Source organism: Comamonas odontotermitis (assembly GCF_014207855.1).
Classification (GTDB): Bacteria; Pseudomonadota; Gammaproteobacteria; order Burkholderiales; family Burkholderiaceae_C; genus Comamonas; species Comamonas odontotermitis_A.
Window position 1 is genome coordinate 376814 of record NZ_JACHKZ010000001.1, and the last position, 23549, is coordinate 400362.

Here is a 23549-nt window from a genome sequence, read left to right on the forward strand (position 1 = left end):
TCAACGCAAAACTCCTGGTACACACGCAGTTGCACCAGGTAGAGATTTCCATCCAGCATTTTGCAAGAATTACGCAGGCATGCTGGCAATCACCTGCGCCACTGCGGCCGTCAGCTTTTTGGCATAGGGCACATGCAGGAACTCATTGGGGCCATGTGCATTGCTCTTGGGGCCCAGCACCCCGCACACCATCATCTGCGCCTTGGGAAAGCCTGCGCTCAGCATGCCCATCAGCGGAATGGAGCCGCCCTGGCCGATGAAGCCGCAGTCAGCGCCAAAGTAGGCCCGGCTGGAGCGGTTGAGCGCGTTCAGGAACCATTCATCGGTGCTGGGCGCATTCCAGCCGTTGGCACCGCTGGCGCCTTCCCAGGTGACCTTGGCCTGGTAGGGCGCATTGTCTTCCAGCAGGCCCTTCAACTCCTGCATGCACTGCACTGCATCCACCAGCGGAGGCAGGCGCAGGCTGAGCTTGAATGCGGTGTAAGGACGCAGCACATTGCCTGCGTCCTGCAGCGCAGGCAGTCCTTCAGCACCGGTCACGGACAGCGTGGGCTCCCAGGTGCGCTTGAGCAGTGCCTGCGTGGGATCGGTTGTGGTGGGCAGCGCAAACAGGCTGGAGCCATTGCAATCGAAGTGTGCCCAGGGAAAGCGCTTGTACAGCTCATCGCCCAGAATGGCCGCCGTGGCCTGCGCCTGGGCCAGACGCTCGGCTGGCACCTGGCAATGGAAGCTCTCAGGCAGCAGGCGCCCGGTCTTGCTGTCTTCCAGGCGGTCGAGCACCTGGCGCATGATGCGGAACGACGAGGGCACCACGCCCGAGGCATCGCCCGAGTGCACGCCCTCGGTCAAAATCTCGACCTTCAGGGTGCCGGCCACCATGCCGCGCAGGCTGGTGGTGAGCCACAACTGGTCGTAATTTCCAGCGCCGCTGTCCAGGCAGATCACCAGGCCCACATCGCCCAGGCGCGGTTTGAGCATGTCGATATAGGCCGGCAGATCGCCCGAGCCACTTTCTTCACAGGTCTCGATCAAGCCGACGATACGCGGGTGCGGCACGTTCTGGCGCTTGAGTTCTTGCACCGCTGCAATGCTGGCGTAGGTGGCATAGCCATCGTCGGCGCCACCGCGGCCGTACAGCTTGCCGTCTTCATACTTCGGCGTCCAGGGGCCCAAATCGCTGCGCCAGCCCGAGAATTCCGGCTGCTTGTCCAGGTGGCCGTACATCAGCACCGTCTGCTGGCTGTTCGCCAGCGTGGCCGGCACCTCGAAAAACAACACCGGCGTGCGGCCCGGTATGCGAACCACTTCCAGCTTCAGGCCTTCTACCTTCTGTGCCTCCACCCAGGTGGCGGCGTTGCGCACCACGGTATCGATGAAGCCGTGCCTTTCCCAATCGCCATCAAAACCGGGCGATTTGGCCGGGATGGCGATGTAATCGGTCAGCTGGCGCAGAATATCCTTGTCCCACTGCTCGCTGATGTGGCTGAGCGCGGGATCGGCCTGCAGGTTGGAAGCGTCAATACGGGCATTCATGGGGTGGTCTCCTGATCGTGCTGCGCCTGCTGGCGCATGAAGGCCTCAAGGGTACCAGCCCCGGCGGGAAAATATCGCTTTCCGCCCCCAAACCCCTGCTTCGGAAGCAAGCAAACGGGAGCGCCTTCGCCAGTCTCAGTCAGGCGGTGGATCACAGGGCGTGCTCACGTTCTAGGCGCTGCTTTCCCGCCAAAGCGGCATGCTGCTCTCTGTCGATGAGGCGGGCAACTGGCGATGCATGACCACACGGTTGCGCCCGGACTCCTTGGCGCGGTACATCGCGCTGTCCGCGGCTTCCAGCAGAGTTTCCCACTGCGTATGCGCGCCCACGGGGCCCGCAAAACCGCCAATGCTCACCGTCACCTGCAAGGCCTGGCCCTTGATGTGCACGCTCGATGAGCGCACGGCCAGAATCAGCCTTTCGGCCAGGATCTGCGCCTCCTCCATGCCCATGCCGGGACAGACGATCACAAATTCTTCACCGCCGAAGCGCCCCAGGTATACGTCCGAGCGCACATTGCTGGCCAGCACCCGGCTCACATGCCGCAGCACCTTGTCCCCCGAGATATGGCCATGTGTATCGTTCACCCGCTTGAAGTGGTCCACGTCGATCAGCAACAGAGCCAGCGGGTGCACCTGGCGGCTGGCATCCCGAATGCAATGCTCCAGCGCCTTCACCAGTGCACGGCGGTTGAGCATGCGGGTGAGGGGATCGCGCAGCGCAGCGCGACGGCTGCGTGCCTCGCGCCGGTCCTGCACCATGCGCATGAAGCCCAGAGTCAGCAGCAGCAGCACCGCCACCACCAGCGCCGTGCGCGCCCAGTACCACGGCATCTGCGGCTCTACCAGCACCATCTCCTGTGCCAACCCCTGGCCCCACCCGCATTGCAGATACGGCATGCCCAGCAGGAACCCGCCCAGCGCCGCGCACAGCATGCGATAGCCAGTGCCCAGCCGCAGTACGCGCATGTGCCACAACTCCAGCGCGAGCCAGCCCAGCTGGAAAGCAAAGATGGCATGCAGGGCATACAGAAGAAGGGTTGCCCGCTCGGAGCCCGACGCCAGACTGCCAAGCAACAAAGCAGCGGCAGGCGCAAGCATCAGCCAACGCCAATCGGTATCGAGTTGGCGAAACTGGCGCAGCGCCATTGCGAGGCAGCTCAGTGCCACGCTGAACAGGCAGCTGGTGAGCACGCCACTCCAGCGCGCTGCCGGTGGCGACAGCATCTGTACTGCGGCCAGCACTGCGACCAGCAACATGGCCAATGCCACCGCGCCCAGCCCCTTGCGCCAGCCTTTGCGCCCCAGCACGGCAATGGAGGTGACCGCCGACAAGGCGGTCATTCCCACCATCAGCCACATCAGCGCAACGCTCACCAAGCCCCATTCCATAAATATGAACAAATAATTGTTGTTATCAATAAATTGTAGCTATTAATAATTTACTGTGGCATTGCCCACAGCCTCACGCTTTTACCGTGTTCGTGGAATAACCACCAAAAGTGATAAAAGGTGCCCAAACGCACCTTTTCCCTCGTAGATCGTTTTTACTTCAGCGCCGCCGGTGCGATAGAGCGCCTGACGGCGCACCAGACCGCGCCAAAGACGCGCCGCGAACACCAAGCGGCGCGGCACGAGAGGGCCTCTCGCACATTCCCCCTCGCACTCCACCCAGCATTACCGCCCTTCAGGCGTGCTCGAAGTGGAACACCGCCGTGCTTGCCAGCGCATTGGGCAATACGCGCCGCACATGGCCATTCTGCAGACCGAAGCTGTCCAGAATGCGCAGTTTGTTCTTGATGGCCAGCACCTCGAAGTCCTTGAAGGTGCCGACGCGGATATTGGGCGTGTCGTACCACTGGTAAGGCAGGCGCTTGGTCACCGGCATGCGGCCCTGCAGAATCGAGAGGCGGTTGGGCCAGTGCGCAAAGTTGGGAAAGGCCACCACGCCCTGCTTGCCGATGCGGGCGGTCTCGCGCAGCATCACCTCAGCATTGCGCAAGTGTTGCAAGGTGTCGATCTGCAGCACCACATCAAAGCTGTTGTCCTCAAAGATGGCCAAGCCGTCTTCCAGATTGAGCTGCAGCACATTGACGCCACGGCGCACGCAGGCCAGCACATTGGCATCGTCGTACTCAATGCCGTAGCCGGTGCAACCGCGCTCTGCCTGCAGATGGGCCAGCAGACTGCCGTCGCCGCAGCCCAGGTCCAGCACGCGCGAGCCCGGGGGAACCAGCGAGGCGATGGCGCGCAGGGTGGATTTTTCGGTCATGCGGCCTCCTTGGTGGCTGGGGCGGTGTTCAGTTCGCTGGCAATGTTCTCAAAATAGGAGCGCATTACACCCATGTAGCGGGCATCATCAAGCAAAAATGCGTCGTGACCGTGCGGTGCGTCGATCTCGGCGTAGCTCACGGTGCGGCGGTTGTCGAGCAGGGCTTTGACGATTTCGCGGCTGCGCGCTGGCGAGAAGCGCCAATCCGTCGTAAAGCTCACCAGCATGAACTTGGCCTTGGCCTTGGCGAGAGACTGGGTCAGGTCGCCGCCATCGGCCTTGGCGGGGTCGAAATAATCGAGCGCGCGGGTGATCAGCAGGTAGGTGTTGGCGTCGAAGTAGTCGCTGAACTTGTCACCCTGGTAGCGCAGGTAGCTCTCGATCTGGAATTCCACGTCCTGCGTGCTGTACTTCAGGTCCATGCCCTCGCGCAGCTGGCGACCAAACTTCTGGTTCATCACGTCGTCGCTCAGATACGTGATGTGGCCGATCATGCGGGCAATGCGCAGGCCGCGCTTGGGCACCACGCGGTGCTCGTAGAAGTGGCCGCCGTGAAAATCCGGGTCGGTCACGATGGCGCGGCGCGCCACTTCGTTGAAGGCAATATTCTCGGCGCTCAGGCAGGGCGCACTTGCCACCACCACCGCATGGCGCATGCGATCAGGGTGCTGCAGCGTCCACGACAGCGCCTGCATGCCGCCCAGGCTGCCGCCCAGCACGGCCGCCAGTTGCGTGATGCCCAGGCGATCGAGCAGGCGCGCCTGGGCGTTGACCCAGTCCTCCACTGTCATCACCGGAAAGTCTGCCCCGTACACCTTGCCGGTATCGGGGTTCATGTGCATGGGCCCGGTCGAGCCAAAGCAGGAGCCGAGGTTGTTGACGCCGATGACAAAGAACTTGTTGGTATCGACCGCCTTGCCCGGCCCGATCATGTTGTCCCACCAGCCCTCGCTCTTGGGCTGGCCTTCGTAGCTGCCGGCCACATGGTGCGATGCGTTGAGCGCATGGCACACCAGAATGGCGTTGGACCTGTCGGCATTGAGCTCGCCATAGGTCTCGAAAGCCAGGTGGTAATCATGGATGGAAGCGCCACTTTTGAGAGAGAGCGCCTCCGGGAAATGCATTGATTGAGGTGTCGCAACAAATGACATAAGAAAACCCGGCAACGCTAAAAACGAGGCCGGGTCGATGCTTTTCTGTCGCCTACCGAGTCTTTAGCTGGATTTATAAAGCGCCCGCAAGCTGAAGCAAATCGGCGCCGTGAAGCGCAAAGTGTACTACCAATCGCTCGCAAGCGGCACCTGTCAAAACCCGCCCAGGTACAGCCGGTTGGAGCTTTTTACCTCTTCCATCACCGCATACGTCCGCGTCTCGCGCACGCCGGGCAACTGCCACAGCACTTCACCGGCAAAGGTTCGGTAATGATTCATGTCGGCCACGCGGATCTTCACCAGATAGTCAAAGCCGCCCGCCACCATGTGGCATTCCATGATTTCGGGCCGCACCTGCACGGCGGCCTTGAACTCCTCGAACACATTCGGGGTAGTGCGATCGAGCAGGATTTCGATGAACACCAGCATGGCCGCGCCCAGCTTTTGCGGGTTCAGCCGCGCTTCATAACCGGCGATGTAGCCATCCTTGGTCAGGCGCTGCACCCGCGCCAGCACGGCGGTGGGCGAGAGCGCCACCGCTTCTGCCAACTTCAGGTTGGAGATGCGGCCATCGCGCTGCAGCACGGCGAGGATGCGCAGATCCATGCGGTCGAGGTCTTCGGGCGGGGCGATCATATCGGTCATACGCGGCCTGGATGCAGAATCTTTCTCTATGAAATAGAGCAATTATGGAGAGAAATTCATCGCACAAACTCGCACACTGGCGATATTCACTACCCCAGTATTCCCAGAGGCCGCCATGACCGCACCTACCCTGTCTGCTGTTCGCTCCATTGATTCTGAGCAAAATACGGCCGAAACGCTTAACCGCCAAGCGCAGACAGCTACTATTTTTGATGATTTCACCCCGGCATTGCAGCCAGCCACGCTGCTACGCGCTGCCATCACCGCGGCCTACCGCAAGCCCGAGCCTGATGCGCTGGCCGAGTTGCTGCCCCAGGCCACGCCGCCCGCCGCCGTCGCGCAGGCGGGGGACACGCTGGCGCTGGCGCTGGCCAAAAAGCTGCGCGAGCGCAAGGCGGACGCTGGCCGCGCGGGCCTGGTGCAGGGGCTGCTGCAGGAGTTTGCACTGTCGTCACAGGAAGGCATTGCACTGATGTGCCTGGCCGAGGCCCTGCTGCGCATCCCCGACGCAGCGACGCGCGATGTGCTGATCCGCGACAAGATCGCCCACGGCGAGTGGAAGGCCCACGTGGGCAAGAGCCCGTCGATGTTCGTCAACGCCGCAGCCTGGGGCCTCGTGCTCACCGGCAAGCTGGTGGCCACGCACAGCGAAGGGTCGCTGGGCCAGTCGCTCACGCGCCTGATCGGCCGTGGCGGCGAGCCGCTGATCCGCAAGGGCGTGGATATGGCCATGCGCATGATGGGCGAGCAGTTCGTAACTGGCGAGACCATTGGCGAGGCGCTGCAGAACGCCGAACGCCTGGAGGACAAGGGCTTCCGCTATTCATACGACATGCTGGGCGAAGCGGCGATGACGGCTGACGACGCCAAACGCTACCTGCGCGATTACGAAAACGCCATCCACGCCATCGGCAAGGCCAGCAATGGCCGTGGCGTGTACGAAGGCCCGGGCATCTCGATCAAGCTGAGCGCCCTGCACCCGCGCTACAGCCGCGCGCAGCACGACCGCGTGATGGCCGAACTCTACCCCGTGGTGCTGCAGCTCACCCAGCTGGCCCGCCAGTACAACATTGGCCTCAATATCGACGCCGAAGAGGCCGACCGCCTGGAGCTGTCGCTCGACCTGCTGGAAAAACTGTGCTTTGCGCCCGAGCTGGCGGGCTTTGCAGGCATCGGCTTTGTGGTACAGGCCTACCAGAAGCGCTGCCCGTATGTGCTCGACTTCGTCATCGATCTGGCGCGCCGCAGCCAGCACCGCCTGATGGTGCGCCTCGTCAAGGGCGCGTACTGGGACAGCGAGATCAAGCGCGCGCAGGTCGAAGGCCTTGAAGGCTACCCGGTCTACACCCGCAAGGCCTATACCGATGTGTCGTACATCGCCAATGCGCGCAAGCTCCTGGCCGCACCCGATGCGGTCTACCCCCAGTTTGCCACCCACAACGCGCACACACTGGCCACCATCTACCACCTGGCCGACCCTGCCACCTACCAGCCGGGCCAGTATGAATTCCAGTGCCTGCACGGCATGGGCGAGCCGCTGTACGAGCAGGTGGTAGGCCGCAATGCCGCCGAAAACCTGGGCCGCCCCTGCCGCATCTATGCGCCGGTCGGCACGCACGAAACGCTGCTGGCCTACCTGGTGCGCCGCTTGCTCGAAAACGGCGCCAACACCAGCTTCGTCAATCGCATCGCCGACCAGGACATTCCGCTCTCCAAACTGGTGGAAAACCCCGTCGCCACCGTGCAGCAATGGGCGCAGAGCGAAGGCCAGCTGGGCCTGCCCAACCCGCACATTGCCCAGCCGCGTGATCTGTATGGCGACAGCCGCGCCAATTCCGCCGGGCTGGATCTGGCCAATGACGACCGCCTGCGCCAGCTGCAACATGATTTGCGGGCCAGTGCAGCCATGGCGTGGCACGCCGCGCCCATGCTGACAAGCGGCGCGCCAGCGTCCACCATCGCGCCACAAGCCGTCGTCAACCCGGCCGATCACCGCGACACGGTCGGCCAGGTGACGAACGCCTCGGCCGAGCAGGTTGAATTCGCCCTGGATGCGGCCCAGGCCGCCGCTGCCCGCTGGCAGGCCACGCCCGTGGCCGAACGCGCCAACTGCCTGGAGCATGCCGGTGACCTGCTGGAAGCCCAAATGCCCACGCTGATGGGCGTTTTGGTGCGCGAAGCAGGCAAGACCTGCTCCAACGCGATTGCCGAGGTGCGCGAAGCCGTGGATTTTCTGCGCTTCTACGCCGCCCAGGTGCGCAGCTGGGGCCATGCCGCAGACCCGTCTGGCTACCAGGCCCTGGGGCCGGTGGTCTGCATCAGCCCGTGGAACTTTCCGCTCGCCATCTTCACCGGCCAGGTGGCCGCAGCGCTGGCCGCAGGCAACACCGTGCTGGCCAAGCCCGCCGAGCAGACCCCGCTGATCGCCGCCGCTGCCGTGCAGGCGCTATGGCAGGCGGGCGTGCCCAGCGATGTGCTGCAGCTGCTGCCGGGCACCGGCGAGACTGTGGGCGCCCGTCTGACCGCCGACAGCCGCGTGCAGGGCGTGATGTTCACCGGATCGACCGAAGTGGCCCGCATCCTGCAAAAAACCCTGGCCCAGCGCCTGGACGCCCACGGCCAGCCCGTCACCCTGGTGGCCGAAACCGGCGGCCAGAACGCGATGATCGTGGATTCGTCGGCCCTGGCCGAGCAGGTCGTGGTCGATGTGCTGTCGTCCGCCTTCGATTCGGCCGGCCAGCGCTGCTCTGCCCTGCGCGTGCTGTGCGTGCAGGAAGAGGCTGCAGACCGGCTCTTTGCCATGCTGCGCGGCGCCATGCAGGAGCTGAACGTGGGCAACCCGGCGCAGCTCCACACCGATGTGGGCCCGGTGATCGACGCAGAGGCGCAAGGCATCATCGACCGCCACATTGCCAGGATGAAAGCCAATGGCCACCAGGTATGGCAGACCGCTGCGCGCCCCGGCAGCGTCGGCAGCGCAGCGCAAGGCACCGCACAGGGCACGTTCGTGCCCCCCACCGTGATCGCCATCCACAAGCTGTCGGAGCTGCAACGCGAAGTGTTCGGCCCGGTACTGCACATCCTGCGCTACAAACGTGAAAACCTGGCCCAGCTGGTGGCCGACATCAACGCCACCGGCTACGCCCTCACCCTGGGGCTGCACACCCGCATCGACGAAACCATTGCCCAGGTGGTGAATGCTGCCAATGCAGGCAACATCTACGTCAACCGCAATATCGTGGGTGCGGTGGTCGGCGTGCAGCCCTTTGGCGGCGAAGGCCTCTCGGGCACCGGCCCCAAGGCAGGCGGCCCCCTGTACATGCTGCGCCTGCTCGCCCGCATGCCCGCCACTGCCACTGCAGATGCCCTGGCCCACCTGCCCCGCATGAGAGGCAGTGAAGCCCGCGCCGCAGCCGCCACGCCCGCTGCAGGCAAACGCGGCAATGCCCACGGGCTGGAGCTGGCAGATGCCGCACCCGCCCCGGCACTGGCAGCGCTGCAGGCCTGGGCCCAGCAGCAGGGCCAAACCCAGCTCGCCAGCCTGTGCCTTGCCTATGGCGCGCATACCGGCAACGGCTTTGCCGCCGAGCTGCCCGGCCCCACGGGCGAACGCAACCTGTATGTACTGGGTGGCCGCGAGCGCATTGCCTGTGTGGCGGGCAGCGCCGACAAGTTGCTGGCCCAGCTGGCAGCCGTGCTGGCAGTTGGCACCACCGCCGTCTGGCCCCAGACCAGCGCCAACGCCGCCTTGCTTGGCCAGTTGCCTGCCGATGTGCGCGCCCATGTGGTGCTCGCAGGCCACAACACCGAGGAGTTGCTGCAATCCGAGGACTTTGATGCCCTAGTGGCCGATGCCGCCAGCGATTGGATGGCCACCGGGAGCCGCCTGACTGCGCGGCCCGGCGCCATCATTCCCATCACGGCGCAGGCAATGGACGGCAGCGTTCCCCTCTTCCGCCTGCTTGCCGAGCATGCGGTCAGCATCAACACGGCTGCTGCGGGCGGCAACGCCAGCCTGATGACGCTCGGCTAACCTACGCTCCTGCTGCATTACGCGAGCGGCAGGCCCACGTAGTTTTCCGCCAATGCGGTGGAAGCTGCCTGGGAGCGGACGATGTAGTCCAGCTCGGCCTGCTGCACCCGGGCGTCAAAAGCCCCCGCCTCGGGAAAGCGGTGCAGCAGCGAGGTCATCCACCACGAAAAGCGCTCGGCCTTCCAGATGCGTGCAAGGCACCGGCCGGAATAGCCGTCCAGCCCAGCGTCGCTGCGCTCGCCATAGTGCTGCGCCAGCGCATGGGCCAGGTAACCCACGTCAGACGCCGCCAGATTGAGCCCCTTGGCACCCGTAGGCGGCACGATGTGGGCGGCGTCGCCCGCGAGAAACATGCGGCCAAAGCGCATCGGCTCGGTCACAAAGCTGCGCAGCGGTGCAATGCTTTTTTCGAGCGAAGGGCCGGTCACCAGTCGCTCGCGCGCCTCAGGGTCGAGGCGCAGGCGCAGCTCCTGCCAGAAAGCCTCGTCGCTCCAGTCTTGCGCCTTCTCGGTCAGGGGCACTTGCAGGTAGTAGCGGCTGCGCTGCGCGCTTCTTTGGCTGCACAGTGCAAAGCCGCGCTCGGTGTTGGCGTAGATCAATTCATCAGAGACCGGCGGCGTATCTGCCAGCAGGCCCAACCAGCCAAAGGGGTAGACCTTCTCGAACGTGCGGATGCGCTCGGCCGGCACACTGGCGCGGCACACGCCGTGAAAGCCGTCGCAGCCCGCGATGAAATCGCACGCGATCTCGTGCACCTGGCCGTCCTTTTCATAGCGCACCCGGGGGCTGGGGCCATCAAAATCCAGCGGCTGCACCTGGGCTGCCTCGTAGATGGTGGTCAAGCCCTCGGCAGCGCGCACCTCCATCAGGTCGCGGGTCACCTCGGTCTGGCCGTAGACCACCACGCTCTTGCCGCCGGTCAAGCCATGCAGATCGATGCGATGGCGCTGGCCGCCAAACAGCAGCTCGATCCCCTGGTGCGGCAGGCCCTCAGCGCGCATACGCACGGCAGCGCCTGCCTGCTCCAGCAGATCCACGGTCACCTGCTCCAGCACACCGGCGCGGATGCGGCCCAGCACGTAGCTGGCGCTGCGCTGCTCCAGAATGATGTTGTCGATACCGGCCTTGTGCAGCAACTGGCCGAGCAGCAGGCCCGCCGGGCCAGCGCCGATGATGGCGACTTGGGTTCGCATGGTGTTTGTCTCCTGGTTGGTAATGCCTCTCAGGCTACGAAAGCACCCCGATCAAAGCGAGAGGCTGTCGCGCGATTTGCGCGATCACCGCGCAATCTGCGCGACAATCGCCCAAAACTCTCTCCACCCGCCATGCCCCAGCCTGCCTTTCCCATCGCGCCCGAAGATTTCATCGCCGGGCTGGCCAAGGGCCTGGCCGTGCTGGAGAGCTTTGACACCGAGCGCCAGCGCCTCAATGCCACGGTGGCAGCGCAGCGGGCCGGCATCACACGCGCAGCAGCGCGCAGACACCTGCTGACACTGGCCCACCTGGGCTATCTGGAGACGGATGGCCGCCAGTTCTGGCTGGCGTCGAAGGTGCTGCGCCTCTCGGGCAGCTACCTCGCCACGGCCCGGCTGCCGCGCCTCGTGCAGCCCGTGCTGCACCGGCTGGCAGCGCAGGCGGGGCTGTCGTTTTCGTGCGTGGTGCGCGATGGCGGCGAGGTGGTGATCGTGGCGCGCAGCGCAGTGCATGAAAGCGGCCAGCGCGTGCTGGCCCACGGCCTGCACCTGGGCAGCCGCCTGCCGGCCCACGCCACCTCCACCGGCCGGGTGCTGCTGGCGGCCCTGCCCCCGGCCGAGCTGGAGCTGTGGCTGGCCGCGCGCGAGCTGCCGCGTCTCACCGCCCATACCGCCACCGACGCAGCCGCGCTGCGCGCAGTGCTGCAGCAGGTGCGCGAGCAGGATTACTGCATGGCGCGCGAAGAGCATGAACTGGGCGTACAGGCCCTCGCCGTGCCGCTGCGCAACATGGGCGGCCAGACCCTGGCCGCGCTCAACCTCGTGACTTCGCCCCAACGCATGAAGCCTGCCACCATGCTGGCGCAGCTGCTGCCGCTGCTGCAGGAGGCAGCGCGCGAATTGCGCCCGCTGCTGTAAAAATCTCATCAATTCAGAGAGCTGCCTGCGCTTTCCTCCATTACCTTTCAGGCGCTTTTTTATCTAAAAATCACCGTCATCACGCGCAAACAGCCATGCCTTTGGAAGCAATGGCGCAGCACTACACCTGCAGGCTGAGTTCGCGCAGCACCTCGGAGGTGCGGCGCACCAGTGGCGTGGCCTTCCGCTTGGCCGATTGCGCCAGGCACAGCGTGATAGGCACATGCGGTGATTCGATGGGTGTCACGGCCAGGTGCGCGTCCGCATCGTGGTTGTGGAGCGCGCTGCGGGTGAGCGCGGCGTAACCATAGCCACCGCGCACCAGATCGAGGATGACAGGCACGCTGGACACCTCCCACACCACCTGGAGCTTGACTTGCGACAAGGTGGCTTGGGCCTCCATGAGCTTGCGAAAGATCTGACCATGCTGCGGCATGATGAGCGGAAAGCCTGCCAGCTCTTCAAAGCGCACCGACGCGCGGCCGCCCAGCTCGGCCTTGGGGCCGACCAGGCACAGGCGTTCCTCCAGCACCGGCGAGACTTCGATGTGCGGCTGCGGCTCGGGCGAATAGACCAGGCCCAGATCCATGCGGCCGGTGGTCAGCCACTCGGCAATGTTCATGGAAAAGCCTTCCACCACCGCAAGCCGCGCCTTGGGCATCTCGCGGCTGAAAATGTCGATGAGTGGCAAGGTCAGCCGCCGCGCCAGGCTAGGCGGCAGGCCCACGACGATGCGGCCGACCGGCTCGCCGCGCTGGGCGCCCAGGTCTTCACGGGCCAGCGCCACACGCTGCATGATGGCGTGGCCATGCTCCAGCAGCCGGCGGCCCGCATCGGTCAGCGTCACGCCTCGGCCGGTGCGGATCAGGAGCGTCTCGCGCAGCTCGGTCTCCAGCGCGCGCACCTGGCGGCTGAGCGCGGGCTGCGCGGTATCGAGCAACACGGCTGCCTTGCTGAAGCTGCCGGTCTCGGCTACAAGCACAAAGGTTTCGATCTGCTGAAGATTCATCGCTGCCGCCTTGCCTCCCCGGGACTGGGTTCTGTATTCTTTGAACGGGCTCTCAGAGCCGCTAATACAACCCAGCAAATCGCAGATTTGCGATTGAGACGAAGCGCCGGGTCGCGTCAGGCGAAGCCTTAGGCAGTACAAACGTACGACAAGGCTGAGCGCCCCCGGCTAGGCGCCCCCAGCTGGGCGCCCCCGACGAAGCAACGACGTATCAAGGGATGTGTTAGCGGCTCTTATGCCATTTTGCTATAGCTGCTAGCAGCAATGCTACATAGGTGGTTTGCGCCGTCCTCTCCACAATGCGGCCATTACAACGAGATCCAGGAGACAAAACATGTACGAACCTATCCCTTTGAGCCGCCGCCGCGCAGTCCTCGCTCTGGGCAGTCTGGGCACCCTGGCGGCCTGGCCCGCACTGGCACAAGGACAAGGCAGCGACGCCAAATGGCCCACCAAGCCTTCTCGCATCATCAACCCTTTTCCAGTCGGCGGGGGCCCTGATGGGCTCTCGCGCCTGGTAGCCGACAAGCTCAGCCGCGCCTGGGGCCAGCCGGTGGTGGTGGAAAACCGCCCGGGCGGCAACGGTTTCATCGCCATTGACGCCTTCAAGCGCGGCGCCACCGACGGCACCGACATGATCCAGCTGGACAATGTGCACATCGCCGCCTATCCGCACCTCTTCAAGAAGCTGCCCTACAGCCTGGATAAGGATTTCGACATCCTGATGCCGCTGTTTCGCAACTACTTCTTCGTCTGCGTGCCGGTGAACAGCCCCTACAAGACGATGGGCGACCTGATCGCCGATGCCAAGGCCCGGCCCGGCCAGCTCAACTACGGCTCCTGGTCGGTCGGCAACCCCGTGCACCTGGGATCGGCCCTGCTTGAGAGCATGACCGGCACCCGGATGGAGCACGTGATCTACAAGGAAACCAGCCAGCTCTACCAGGGCGTGGCCACCGGCCAGCTGAGCTTTGCGCTCGGCTCGCTGGGCACGGCCGGGCCGCTGATGCGCGGCGGCAAGCTGCGTTTTCTGGCGGTGGCAGCGCCCCAGCGCATCGCGGGTTTCGAGAACGTGCCCACGGTCTCCGAATCCGGCGGCCCGGCCGGCTATGCCGTCACCGGCTGGAACGCGCTGGCCGTGCGCCCCGGCACACCCGTTGCGGTGCAGGACAAGATCCGCGCCGACGTACGCCAGGCACTGACCGGCAAGGATGTGGACGAGAAGTTCGCCGCCTTCGGCTACGAAACCTACGCCCCCACGCCTGCCGAGTTCAAGCAGTTCATCGCCAATGAGAGCAAACGCTTTGGCGACGTGATCCGGCAGGCAGGCATGTCGCTGGATTGAGCCAGATTTCAGTATCAAACAGCTATTGAGCGCTTACAAATAAAGCGCCAATAGCTGCACTATTGATAGCAATCTCAGACCGCTTCAAACGCATACTTCTCGGTATCCACCTCGCGCTGCGCCGCCAGCGCGTAGCGGTCGCCCACAATGCCTCCGGGTCGGAACAGGTCGTCCAACTCGGCGAGCAGCGCCGCATCGAGTTGAATGGCGCCGCCCCGCAGGTTCTCGTGCAGGTGTGCAACGCTGGTCGTGCCCGGCAGCGCAATCACATGCTCGCCCTGGTTCACCACCCAGGCAATCGCCAGCTCGGCCAGGGTGCAGCCCGCCCGCTCGGCGATGGCCTGCATGGGCGCGAGCAACTGCAGGTTGCGCGCATAGGCCTCGGGCTGGAAGCGCGGCATGGAGGCACGGATATCGCCCTGCACCAGGCCATCCACCTGCTGCAACTTGCCGCTCAGGAATGCCCGACCCATGGGGCTGAAGGCGACATAGGCAATGCCCAGCTCCTTGCAGGCCGCCAGCGTGCCCAGCTCGGCATTGCGCGACCACAGTGAATATTCGCTCTGCAGCGCGGCAATCGGGTGCTCCCGGTGCGCGCGGCGCAATGCGTCAGCCCCCACCTCGGACAGGCCCAGCGCGCGAATCTTGCCCTCTTCCTGGAGGCGCGCCATCTCGCCCACGGATTCCTCGATGGGCACGCGCTGGTCCCAGCGGTGCAGGTAATACAGGTCAATCACGTCCGTGCCCAGGCGCTGCAGGCTGTCTTCGCAGTTCTTGCGCAGGGTTCTGGGGTGGCCGTCGATCACGCGGCGCATCACGCCATCATCGCCGCGCACGCCAGCCATGCCGCCCTTGCTGGCCAGGGTGATGTGGTTGCGGTGGGGCTTGAGCACGGGGCCGATCAGTGATTCGCTGGCGCCAAAACCATAGAGCGCTGCCGTGTCGAACAAGGTCACGCCCGCCTCCAGCGCGGCGTGCAGCACGGCATGGGCCTGCTCGGTGGAGACAGGATTGCCATAAGCGTGGCAGAAATTCATGCAGCCCAGGGCTACGTTGGCCACGGTAAAGGGGCCGATAGTGCGTTTTTTCATGGCTCTTTTGGTGTTAGCGGGTCTGAATGCAAAAGCCCGCCGCTGCGGGTGCAGCTGGCGGGGCAGTGGCTCGTCAATCCAGGCAGATGCCTGAATCAGCCGGCATCGAGCTGCTGCTCCAGATCGTGCAACACCTTATAGCAGTTGAACACTTTCTGCACGCTGGAATTGGGCTCGCGCCCCTCGCGGATGGCGGCGAAGAACTCGCGGTCCTGCAGTTCGATGCCGTTCATCGACACATCGACGTGGGAGACGTCGATCTTCTCCTCCTTGCCCTCCTTGGTCGATTGCGCCAGATCGTCGTAACGCGCGATATAGGTGCCGGTGTCGCCGATGTAGCGAAAGAACGTGCCCAGCGGGCCCTCGTTGTTGAAGCTCAGCGAGAGCGTGCAGATGGCGCCATTGGCCGCCTTGAGCTGGATGCTCATGTCCATGGCGATGCCCAGATCCTTGTGGATCGGGCCCTGAACCGCGTTGGCCTTGACGATCGGGCTGCCCGCCTGGTAGGCAAACAGATCCACGGTGTGGGCGGCATGGTGCCACAGCAGGTGATCCGTCCAACTGCGCGGCTGGCCCAGCGCGTTCATGTTGGTGCGGCGGAAGAAATAGGTCTGCACATCCATCTGCTGGATGTTGAACTCGCCCGCCGCGACCTTCTTGTGGATCCACTGGTGGCTGGGGTTGAAGCGGCGGGTATGGCCCACCATGGCTACAAGGCCCGTCTGCCGTTGCAGATCAAGCACTTGCTGCGCCTGCGCATGGCTGTCTGCCAGCGGAATCTCCACCTGCACATGCTTGCCCGCCTGCATGCACTGGATGGCCTGGGCCGCGTGCATCTGCGTGGGCGTGCACAGGATGACGGCATCCACCTCGGGCAGGGCCAGGCTGTCGGCCAGCTCGGTGCTCACATGCCCGATGCCGTATTGGGCAGCCACTTCGCGGGTCTTGTCCAAATCGCGGCTGACCAGCGAGACGACTTCCACGCCGTCGATGTTGCGGATACCGTCCAGGTGCTTGATACCGAAGGCTCCGGCGCCCGCCAGGGCTACTTTGATGGTCATTTTCAGTTCTCCAGAATGAGGTGGCCCACGGCCGTGTTGGACGCAGGGACATGAAAAAAGCGGTGCGCAAGCCGGGGGGCGGGCCCCCCCGCCACATCGGCCATCGCGCCGCGGGCAATCAGCCACATCACCAGCTCGATGCCTTCGCTGCCTGCTTCGCGCACGTACTCGATGTGCGGCATTTCGGCCAGATCCTCAGGGTCTGCAATCAGCCGGTCAAGAAAGCGGTTGTCCCACTCGCGGTTGATCAAGCCCGCGCGCGGCCCTTGCAGCTGGTGGCTCATGCCGCCCGTGCCCCATATCTGTACCTTGAGCGGTTCGTCAAAGCTCTCGATCGCGCGGCGGATGGCCTGCCCCAGCGCAAAACACCGGCCGCCCGACGGCACCGGGTACTGCACCACGTTGACATGCAAGGGAATCACCCGGCACGGCCACTGGGCCGGGCTGCCGAACATCAGATTCATCGGCACGGTGAGACCATGGTCCACCTTGAGTTCATTGACGATGGTCAAGTCAAAATCCTGCTGGATCACCGACTGCGCGATGTGCGAGGCCAGCTCGGGATGGCCCATGACCTTGGGCACAGGCCGCGGGCCGTAGCCTTCGTCGGCAGGCTCGAACTCGGCCGCCGTTCCGATGGCAAAGGTCGGGATCACGCTCAGATCGAAATTGGTGGCGTGGTCGTTGTAGACCAAAAACACCACGTCCGGCAGATTCTCGCGCATCCACTGCTTGGTGGGCTCGAAGCCCGCGAACAGCGGTTGCCAGTAGGGCTCGCCGGTCTTGCCCAGGTCGATGGCCGCTCCAATGGCGGGCACATGCGAGGAATAGACCGATGCGGTGATGCGCGCATGGTTGGCGGAGCCTGTGGCGGGCCGGGCTTTCGATGCGTTCTGCGCGTTCTCGATCTGCGCGGCCAGCGCCTCCTGCGCCTGGCTCTCGCGCCAGCTTTGCCAGTTGCGCCAGGCTTCGGACTGCACCGGTGCGCCCTGGGCGTTGCCGCCTTCGCCCACCACGCGGTTGCCCTCGGCGCTGCGCCCGCCACCAATCATCATGTCGCGGTACTGCTGTTCAGTCATACCGGTCATGCTGCCCGCCATCTGCTGGAACGAAAGCCCGTCGGTGGCGCCAAGCTTGGAGAGAAAGTAGATGTTGCCGCCGGTGCGCATCATCCAGTTGAGATCGCGCGCGCGCACCGCCGCCTTCTGCTCGTCGGTCATTGGCCAGTCGGCCAGGTAGGCGTCTTCGTCAGCCTTGAAGCGCTGGCGGTTCTCGGCCTTCATCAGGCTCATGCAGAACTGGTTGAGCCAATAGCCCTTGCGGCTCTGATCGGCATCGAAGATGGTGGTGCCGGGCACATCGAGATACGGTTTTTCAAGCGACATGGTCACACCTCCTCAGGCCAGTACAGGCGCATGGGATTGTCCACCAGCAGCTTGCGCTGCAGCTCGGCCGTGGGCGCAATGTGCGGGATGAAATCCACCAGCAGGCCGTCGTCGGGCATGTGGTCCTTGAGGTTGGGATGCGGCCAGTCGGTACCCCAGAGCACGCGGTCGGGAAACGCTTCGACCACGCGACGCGCAAATGGCACCACGTCGCGGTAGGCATTGCGCTCTCCATCCAGCGCCTTGGGGCCGGTCAGCGAAAGGCGCTCGGGGCACGATACCTTGCTCCACACATTCGGGTGCTCACGCATGAACTTCAGAAACAGCGCGAACTCTGCGCTGTCCACGCCCTTGGCCACGTCGGGGCGGCCCATGTGGTCCACCACCACGGTGGTGGGCAGCGCGGTGAAGAAATCCCACAACTCGGGCAGATCCACCGCCTCGAAGTAAATCACCACATGCCAGCCGAGCCTGGCGATGCGGCCTGCGATCTCCATCAGCTCGTCCTTGGGCGTGAAATCCACCAGGCGCTTGACGAAATTGAAGCGCACGCCGCGCACACCAGCGGCGTGCAGGGCCTGCAATTCCGCGTCGCTGATGCTGCGCCTGACGGTGGCCACACCGCGCGCGCGCCCGCCGGACGACTGGCAGGCATCGACCATGGCGCGGTTGTCTGCCCCGTGGCAGGTCGCCTGCACGATCACGTTGCGCGCAAAGCCCAGGTGGTCGCGCAGTGCAAACAGCTGGGCCTTGCTCGCATCGCAGGGCGTGTACTTGCGCTCGGGCGCAAAGGGGAAGGCATCACCAGGGCCAAATACATGGCAGTGCGCGTCAACGGCGCCCGCAGGCAGCTGGAACCTGGGTTTGCTGGGGCCGGCGTACCAGTCCAGCCAGCCGGGTGTTTTCTCAAATGCGCTCATAGGTGTTCTCCACAATTTTTCAATGCTCCGCATGTTGTTCGCCATCCATGAGACTGGCGTAACCCACGAAAGCGACAGCAAGCAAGGGCCGCCCCGCAGCGAGGCTGTCGTCCCCCTCCTGCGCGGCGAGAGAAGGGGAAGCGGCGCAGCCGCTCAGAGGGTGTTAATCCAGATACCGCAAGCCGGCTTTCTCCAGTGGTTCACGCATCTTGTACATGTCGAGCCCCAGGATGCCCGAGGCCAGTTTGGCGCGCTTTTCGCCTTCAAAGCTCTCGCGCTTTTGCGCCGCTTCCAGGGTTTGCACGGCGCGTGCCGCAGGCACGCAGACCACGCCGTCGTCATCGGCCACGATCACGTCGCCAGGCGTCACCAGCATGCCAGCGCAGACCACGGGAATGTTGACCGAGCCCAGCGTTGCCTTGATCGTTCCCTTGGACGAGATGGCACGGCTCCACACCGGAAAGCCCATCTCCTGCAGCACCCGCACATCGCGCACGCCAGCGTCGATGATGAGCGCGCGCGCGCCCCGGGCCTGGAAGCTGGTGGCCAGCAGATCGCCAAAGTAGCCGTCGGTGCATTCGCTGGTGACGGCGGCCACCACGATGTCGCCGGGCTGAATCTGCTCGGCTGCTACATGCATCATCCAGTTGTCGCCAGGCTGCAGCAGCACGGTGACGGCCGTGCCCGAAACCTGCTGGCCCGGGTAGATGGGGCGCATATAGGGTTTGAGCAGGCCGACGCGGCCCATGGCCTCGTGCACCGTGGCTGAGCCGAGGGCTGCGAGCCCATCGGCGGCGGCACGGTCGGCGCGCTGGATGTTACGGTAAACGACTCCGAGTTCGTACATGGAAATATCTCCGCGGGTATGGCTTCCCAAAAAAATGTGCTGCTCGCTCTTTTTGGGATCGCATTCAGATGGTTTTATATGGAAAGCAGCCAGCAACAAGCGCCAGCTGCTCTCTTTTTTGATCAGAGGCCCTTGGCCTTGAGCGCCGCGTCCAGGCGCGTGAACACGCGGCGCGCATTGCTTTCGTAGACCATGTGCTTCTCCTCCTCTGTTAGGTTCTGCGTGGCGTCGATGTAGCGCCGGGTATCGTCGTAATAGTGGCCGGTCTGCGGGTCGATGCCGCGCACGGCGCCGATCATCTCGCTGGCAAAGAGGATGTTCCGTGTGGGAATCACTTCGGTCAGCAGGTTGATGCCCGGCTGGTGGTAGACGCAGGTGTCAAAGAAGATGTTGTTCAGCAGGTGCTCTTCGAGCAGCGGCTTCTTCAGCTCCTGCGCCAGGCCGCGAAAGCGCCCCCAGTGGTAGGGCACGGCGCCGCCGCCGTGGGGGATGAGGAACTTGAGCGTCGGGAAGTCCTTGAACAGATCGCTGGTCAGGCACTGCATGAAGGCCGTGGTGTCGGCGTTCAGATAGTGGGCGCCCGTGGTGTGAAAGCAGGCGTTGCAGCTGGTGGAGACGTGGATCATCGCGGGGATGTCGTACTCCACCATCTTTTCATAGATGGGATACCAGTGCCGGTCCGACAGCGGCGGCGAAGTCCAGTGGCCGCCAGATGGATCGGGGTTGAGGTTGATGCCGACGTTGCCGTACTGTTCCACGCACTTCACCAGTTCGGGAATGCAGGTTCTGGGATCGACGCCGGGCGACTGCGGCAGCATCGCAGCAGGGATGAAGTGATCGGGAAACAGCTGGCTCACGCGGTAGCACAGCTCATTGCAAATGGCGGCCCACGTGCTCGATGTCTCGAAATCACCAATGTGGTGGGCCATGAAGCTGGCGCGCGGGCTGAAGATGGTGAGGTCCGAGCCGCGCTGCTTCATCAGCTTGAGCTGGTTGGTCTCGATGGTCTCGCGGATTTCATCGTCGCTGATCTCCAGTTGGCTGGCCTTGGGGGCCTGGGCCGGGTTTTGCAGGCCCGCAATCTGCAACTCGCGCCAGGCGCCCAGTGCTGCGGGTGCTGTGGTGTAGTGGCCGTGTACGTCGATGATCATGGTGGGAACACCTTTTTTGAAAATGAATGAATTCAATGGCTTGCAGATATGCCTGCGTCTGCGGCCTGAGACGGGCTTTGCCGCTCGGCCCCGCCCTGGGGGCTGGCCCACTGCTTGACGATGAGGGCCGCCATGGCGATGAGACCGGGGATGGCGACCACGGTGAAGATCTGGCTGAAACTCAGCTGTCGCGCCGTGAGCTCGGCCACCAGGAATGAGCCCGCAATGCCGCCAAAGCGGCCCACCCCCAGCATCCAGGCCACGCCGGTCGCACGGCCGCTGGTGGGATAGAACGCCGCAGCCAGCGCCGGCATGGAAGACTGGGCGGTATTCATGATGGTGCCCGCAACGAACACCGACACCACCAGCCAGCCCAGGCTTGCGGCCTCCTGCCCGATCCACCAGATGGCCACGGCGGTCAGTGCGTAACCGGCGGCAATGATGCGGTTGGCATTGAAGCGATCCATCAGCCAGCCAAAGAAGACGGCGCCCACGCCGCCCAGCGGAAACAGCGCCGCCACCAGCGTGGCCGTTTTGGGGCTGAGGCCGCCTTCCTTGAACAGCACCGGCATCCAGTTGACCAGCGCGTAAAAGATCACCAGGCCCATGAAATAAGCCAGCCACAGCATGGCCGAGCCCACCCGGTACTGGCGCGACAGCACCACGCCCAGGCCGCTCTTGCCATCAACGGCCGCCCGGTTCTCGGTCATCACAAAGCGCTGCACGCCAGCCACCGCACTGCCTGCAATGCGCACCAGCGGCTTGCGGATACGGTCTGCCGCATACCCCTTGGCCACCATGTAGCGCACAGACTCTGGCAGCAGCACCACCAGCAGCGCCACCAGCAACAGCGGGGCAATACCACCCAGGTGCAGCACACTGCGCCACCCAAAGTGCGGAATCATCCATGCCGCCAGAAAGCCACCCAGCGCTGCGCCCAGCGGAAAGCCGCAGAACATGGCATTGGTGAGCATGGCGCGGCGCGAATCGGGGCAGTATTCGCTCATCAGCGTGACGGCATTGGGCATGGCTGCGCCCAGGCCCAGGCCGGTGACGAAGCGCAGCACCGTCAACGTGCGGATGTCATGCGCATAGCCCGAAGCCAGGCAGGCAATGGCAAACACCAGCACCGACCCCACCAGCACGGCCTTGCGGCCAAAGCGGTCGGCCAGCGGCCCCGAGCACATGGCGCCACCTGCCAGGCCAAACAGCGCAGCACTGAGCACGGGCGCCAGATCAGGCTTGGCCACGCCCCACTCTGCCAGCAGCGAGGGGGCGATGTAGCCGATGGCTGCAGTGTCGAAGCCGTCGAGCAGCACGACGAAAAAGCACAGGGCGAAGATCACCCATTGGAACCCGGAGAAGGGATGCTCGTTCAGGATGGTCTGCACATTGGCAACCGCGGAATCCGGCGCCTCGGAAGGGGTTGGCGAAATCATGTCGTTGTCTCCGTTGTCTCTCTCGGTGGTTCTGTATTCGTGTCCTGCAGCGGGTACCAGGGCTTTTCATATCCGCTCCGGGAAGGCCTGCCGCACTGCGGTCTGTATGCGCTCCCGGCATCCATTCACTGGTAAAGCAGTCGGTCTCGCATCACACGGGCTCCATGCCCTGGCGGCGTTTGGCCGTGGCAGCGCCTGGCGCGGCCAAGAAGGCGAGCAAACGGCGCGCTGCGTCGGCCCGTGCCGAAGCAGCCGCCACGCCTGCGGAGAAGACGGTGTCGATGGCAATGGTTTGCGGCAACGTGCCGACAATGGCGATCCCCGGCACATGGAGCAACTCGCTCAATTGCTGAAAGCCGAGGGCCACCTCGCCACTTGCCACGAGGGAGGCCACAGGCACTCCGGGGCGGGCCTGCACCAGGCGCGGGCGAATCTGCCCTGTGATGCCCCAACGCGCAAACAGCGCCTGCAGCGCCACGCCGCTGGGGCCCGTGGAGTATCCGATGCCTTGCGCCACCAGCACAGCGGCGCGCACGGCCTCTTCAGAGGAAATATCGGGGGCAGCCGCACCAGCAGATACTGCGACCGCCGTGCTGGAGCGCACCAGGTCCACCCGGCTGCCCGGCAGCACCCGGCCAGCGGCTTCGAGCTTGGTGATGGCATCTGACGCCAGAATGACGACATCGAATGCCTCGCCATTCAGCACGCGCTGCGCGGCATCGACGCCGCCTACCGATTCGATATCGACCGGCTCGCCGCCTTGCGCGTGCCAGTTGGCCACCAGTTCCGCCAGCAGCTGCCGGGTGGCCATCGACGAAATGCCCTTGAGGGCGTTGGGAACGGTGCCCATGCGCTTTGCCTCCTGTTATGCAAAGCATTGTCGGCATGGCTGCACCCGGCGCCAACCTCTGGCACCCACTATCAGCTATAGCAATCCGGCATAGCTCATCACTGTGCCGGATCGCGCAGAGACTGCTTATCCGGCCACCAGCGCCAGCACACCGAGCGCTGCAAAGATCACGGCACAGACACGGTGGATCCACTGGATCGGCAGCTTCTTGGTAATCTTGTCGCCAAACCAGACCACGGGCGCATTGGCCAGCATCATGCCGATCGTGGTGCCTGCCACCACGCCGTAGTATTGCGCCGGGTACTTGGCAGCCAGTCCCACCGTCGCCAACTGCGTCTTGTCGCCCATCTCGGCCAGGAAGAACAGCAGCAAGGTCGTGCCGAACACGCCCCAGCGACCACTGCTTTTGCCAGCCTCGTCTTCATCGATCTTGTCGGGAATCAGCATCCACCCCGCCATCAAAATGAAGGAAACGCCCAGAATCCAGCGCAGCACATCGGGGCCCAGCACAGTGGTGATCCAGGCACCTACGGCGCCCGCCAATGCGTGGTTCACGATGGTGGCGACAAAAATGCCCAGCACGATGGGCCAGGGTTTGCGGTACTTGGCAGCGAGTACGAGCGAGAGCAGTTGCGTCTTGTCGCCCATCTCGGCGAGTGCGACCACAGCGGTCGAGATGAAGAAAGCTTCCATGGTGTGGGGTACT

General features: G+C 64.3%; 19 protein-coding genes and 1 pseudogene. 3 read left to right on the top strand and 17 right to left on the bottom strand.

Features of this window, described 5'->3' with window-relative positions; all coding sequences use genetic code 11:
* Nucleotides 1-69: 69 nt before the first annotated feature.
* The 5 genes from HNP33_RS01695 to HNP33_RS01715 all read right to left on the bottom strand — a co-directional run bounded on the left by HNP33_RS01695 (nt 70) and on the right by HNP33_RS01715 (nt 5601).
* Nucleotides 70-1533, bottom strand: coding sequence for a M20 family metallopeptidase (locus tag HNP33_RS01695; protein WP_184704589.1), 1464 nt, complete (start codon nt 1531-1533; stop codon nt 70-72).
* A gap of 171 nt (nt 1534-1704) precedes the next feature.
* The gene (locus HNP33_RS01700) at nt 1705-2925 is read right to left on the bottom strand and encodes a sensor domain-containing diguanylate cyclase (RefSeq protein WP_184704591.1); all 1221 of its coding nucleotides are present in this window, start codon (nt 2923-2925) and stop codon (nt 1705-1707) included.
* A 295-nt stretch (nt 2926-3220) separates the two neighbouring features.
* Entirely contained in the window at nt 3221-3805 is a 585-nt protein-coding gene (gene metW / locus HNP33_RS01705) for a methionine biosynthesis protein MetW (RefSeq protein WP_184704593.1), read from the bottom strand.
* The gene (gene metX, locus HNP33_RS01710; protein ID WP_184704595.1) at nt 3802-4956 is read right to left on the bottom strand and encodes a homoserine O-succinyltransferase MetX; all 1155 of its coding nucleotides are present in this window, start codon (nt 4954-4956) and stop codon (nt 3802-3804) included. Before metX ends, metW begins: the two co-directional genes overlap by 4 nt.
* Before the next feature lie 153 nt (nt 4957-5109).
* The gene (locus HNP33_RS01715; protein ID WP_377780093.1) at nt 5110-5601 is read right to left on the bottom strand and encodes an Lrp/AsnC ligand binding domain-containing protein; all 492 of its coding nucleotides are present in this window, start codon (nt 5599-5601) and stop codon (nt 5110-5112) included.
* Between the two features lie 115 nt (nt 5602-5716).
* On the opposite strand from HNP33_RS01715, the gene putA reads away from it, so the two are divergent.
* Nucleotides 5717-9634: a trifunctional transcriptional regulator/proline dehydrogenase/L-glutamate gamma-semialdehyde dehydrogenase gene (gene putA, locus HNP33_RS01720; RefSeq protein ID WP_184704597.1), complete on the top strand. Its 3918-nt coding sequence runs from the start codon at nt 5717-5719 to the stop codon at nt 9632-9634.
* Between the two features lie 17 nt (nt 9635-9651).
* On the opposite strand, the gene pobA is transcribed toward putA, so the two are convergent.
* The gene (pobA, locus tag HNP33_RS01725; RefSeq protein ID WP_184704599.1) at nt 9652-10827 is read right to left on the bottom strand and encodes a 4-hydroxybenzoate 3-monooxygenase; all 1176 of its coding nucleotides are present in this window, start codon (nt 10825-10827) and stop codon (nt 9652-9654) included.
* A 132-nt stretch (nt 10828-10959) separates the two neighbouring features.
* On the opposite strand from pobA, the gene HNP33_RS01730 reads away from it, so the two are divergent.
* On the top strand, nt 10960-11745 hold the full coding sequence (locus tag HNP33_RS01730) for an IclR family transcriptional regulator domain-containing protein (RefSeq protein WP_184704601.1): 786 nt from the start codon (nt 10960-10962) through the stop codon (nt 11743-11745).
* Nucleotides 11746-11866: 121 nt separating this feature from the next.
* On the opposite strand, the gene HNP33_RS01735 is transcribed toward HNP33_RS01730, so the two are convergent.
* Entirely contained in the window at nt 11867-12754 is an 888-nt protein-coding gene (locus HNP33_RS01735) for a LysR family transcriptional regulator (RefSeq protein ID WP_184704603.1), read from the bottom strand.
* Nucleotides 12755-13088: 334 nt separating this feature from the next.
* On the opposite strand from HNP33_RS01735, the gene HNP33_RS01740 reads away from it, so the two are divergent.
* Nucleotides 13089-14099 carry a Bug family tripartite tricarboxylate transporter substrate binding protein gene (locus HNP33_RS01740; protein ID WP_184704605.1) on the top strand — a complete coding sequence of 337 codons (1011 nt, stop codon included), beginning with the start codon at nt 13089-13091 and terminating at the stop codon, nt 14097-14099.
* A 74-nt stretch (nt 14100-14173) separates the two neighbouring features.
* Here HNP33_RS01740 and HNP33_RS01745 read toward each other — a convergent pair whose 3' ends face one another.
* The 10 genes and pseudogenes from HNP33_RS01745 to HNP33_RS01785 all read right to left on the bottom strand — a co-directional run bounded on the left by HNP33_RS01745 (nt 14174) and on the right by HNP33_RS01785 (nt 23536).
* Nucleotides 14174-15190 carry an aldo/keto reductase gene (locus HNP33_RS01745; RefSeq protein ID WP_184704607.1) on the bottom strand — a complete coding sequence of 339 codons (1017 nt, stop codon included), beginning with the start codon at nt 15188-15190 and terminating at the stop codon, nt 14174-14176.
* Between the two features lie 95 nt (nt 15191-15285).
* A complete protein-coding gene (locus HNP33_RS01750) occupies nt 15286-16251 on the bottom strand; it encodes a Gfo/Idh/MocA family oxidoreductase (RefSeq protein ID WP_221451957.1) in 966 nt (321 codons plus the stop codon).
* A 2-nt stretch (nt 16252-16253) separates the two neighbouring features.
* On the bottom strand, nt 16254-17159 hold the full coding sequence (locus HNP33_RS20950) for a class III extradiol dioxygenase subunit beta (RefSeq protein WP_325064895.1): 906 nt from the start codon (nt 17157-17159) through the stop codon (nt 16254-16256).
* A gap of 156 nt (nt 17160-17315) precedes the next feature.
* Nucleotides 17316-17636, bottom strand: a pseudogene (gene ligA, locus HNP33_RS20955) (protocatechuate 4,5-dioxygenase subunit alpha); the annotation flags it as partial.
* A gap of 2 nt (nt 17637-17638) precedes the next feature.
* On the bottom strand, nt 17639-18556 hold the full coding sequence (locus tag HNP33_RS01760; protein ID WP_184704611.1) for an amidohydrolase family protein: 918 nt from the start codon (nt 18554-18556) through the stop codon (nt 17639-17641).
* A 163-nt stretch (nt 18557-18719) separates the two neighbouring features.
* Nucleotides 18720-19403, bottom strand: coding sequence for a 4-carboxy-4-hydroxy-2-oxoadipate aldolase/oxaloacetate decarboxylase (gene ligK / locus HNP33_RS01765; protein ID WP_184704613.1), 684 nt, complete (start codon nt 19401-19403; stop codon nt 18720-18722).
* 122 nt (nt 19404-19525) lie between these two features.
* Nucleotides 19526-20554 carry an amidohydrolase family protein gene (locus tag HNP33_RS01770; protein WP_184704615.1) on the bottom strand — a complete coding sequence of 343 codons (1029 nt, stop codon included), beginning with the start codon at nt 20552-20554 and terminating at the stop codon, nt 19526-19528.
* A 32-nt stretch (nt 20555-20586) separates the two neighbouring features.
* Entirely contained in the window at nt 20587-21993 is a 1407-nt protein-coding gene (locus tag HNP33_RS01775) for an MFS transporter (protein WP_184704617.1), read from the bottom strand.
* Between the two features lie 151 nt (nt 21994-22144).
* Entirely contained in the window at nt 22145-22843 is a 699-nt protein-coding gene (locus tag HNP33_RS01780) for a substrate-binding domain-containing protein (RefSeq protein WP_233464214.1), read from the bottom strand.
* 126 nt (nt 22844-22969) lie between these two features.
* A complete protein-coding gene (locus HNP33_RS01785; protein WP_184704619.1) occupies nt 22970-23536 on the bottom strand; it encodes a TMEM165/GDT1 family protein in 567 nt (188 codons plus the stop codon).
* Between the last annotated feature and the right edge of the window lie 13 nt (nt 23537-23549).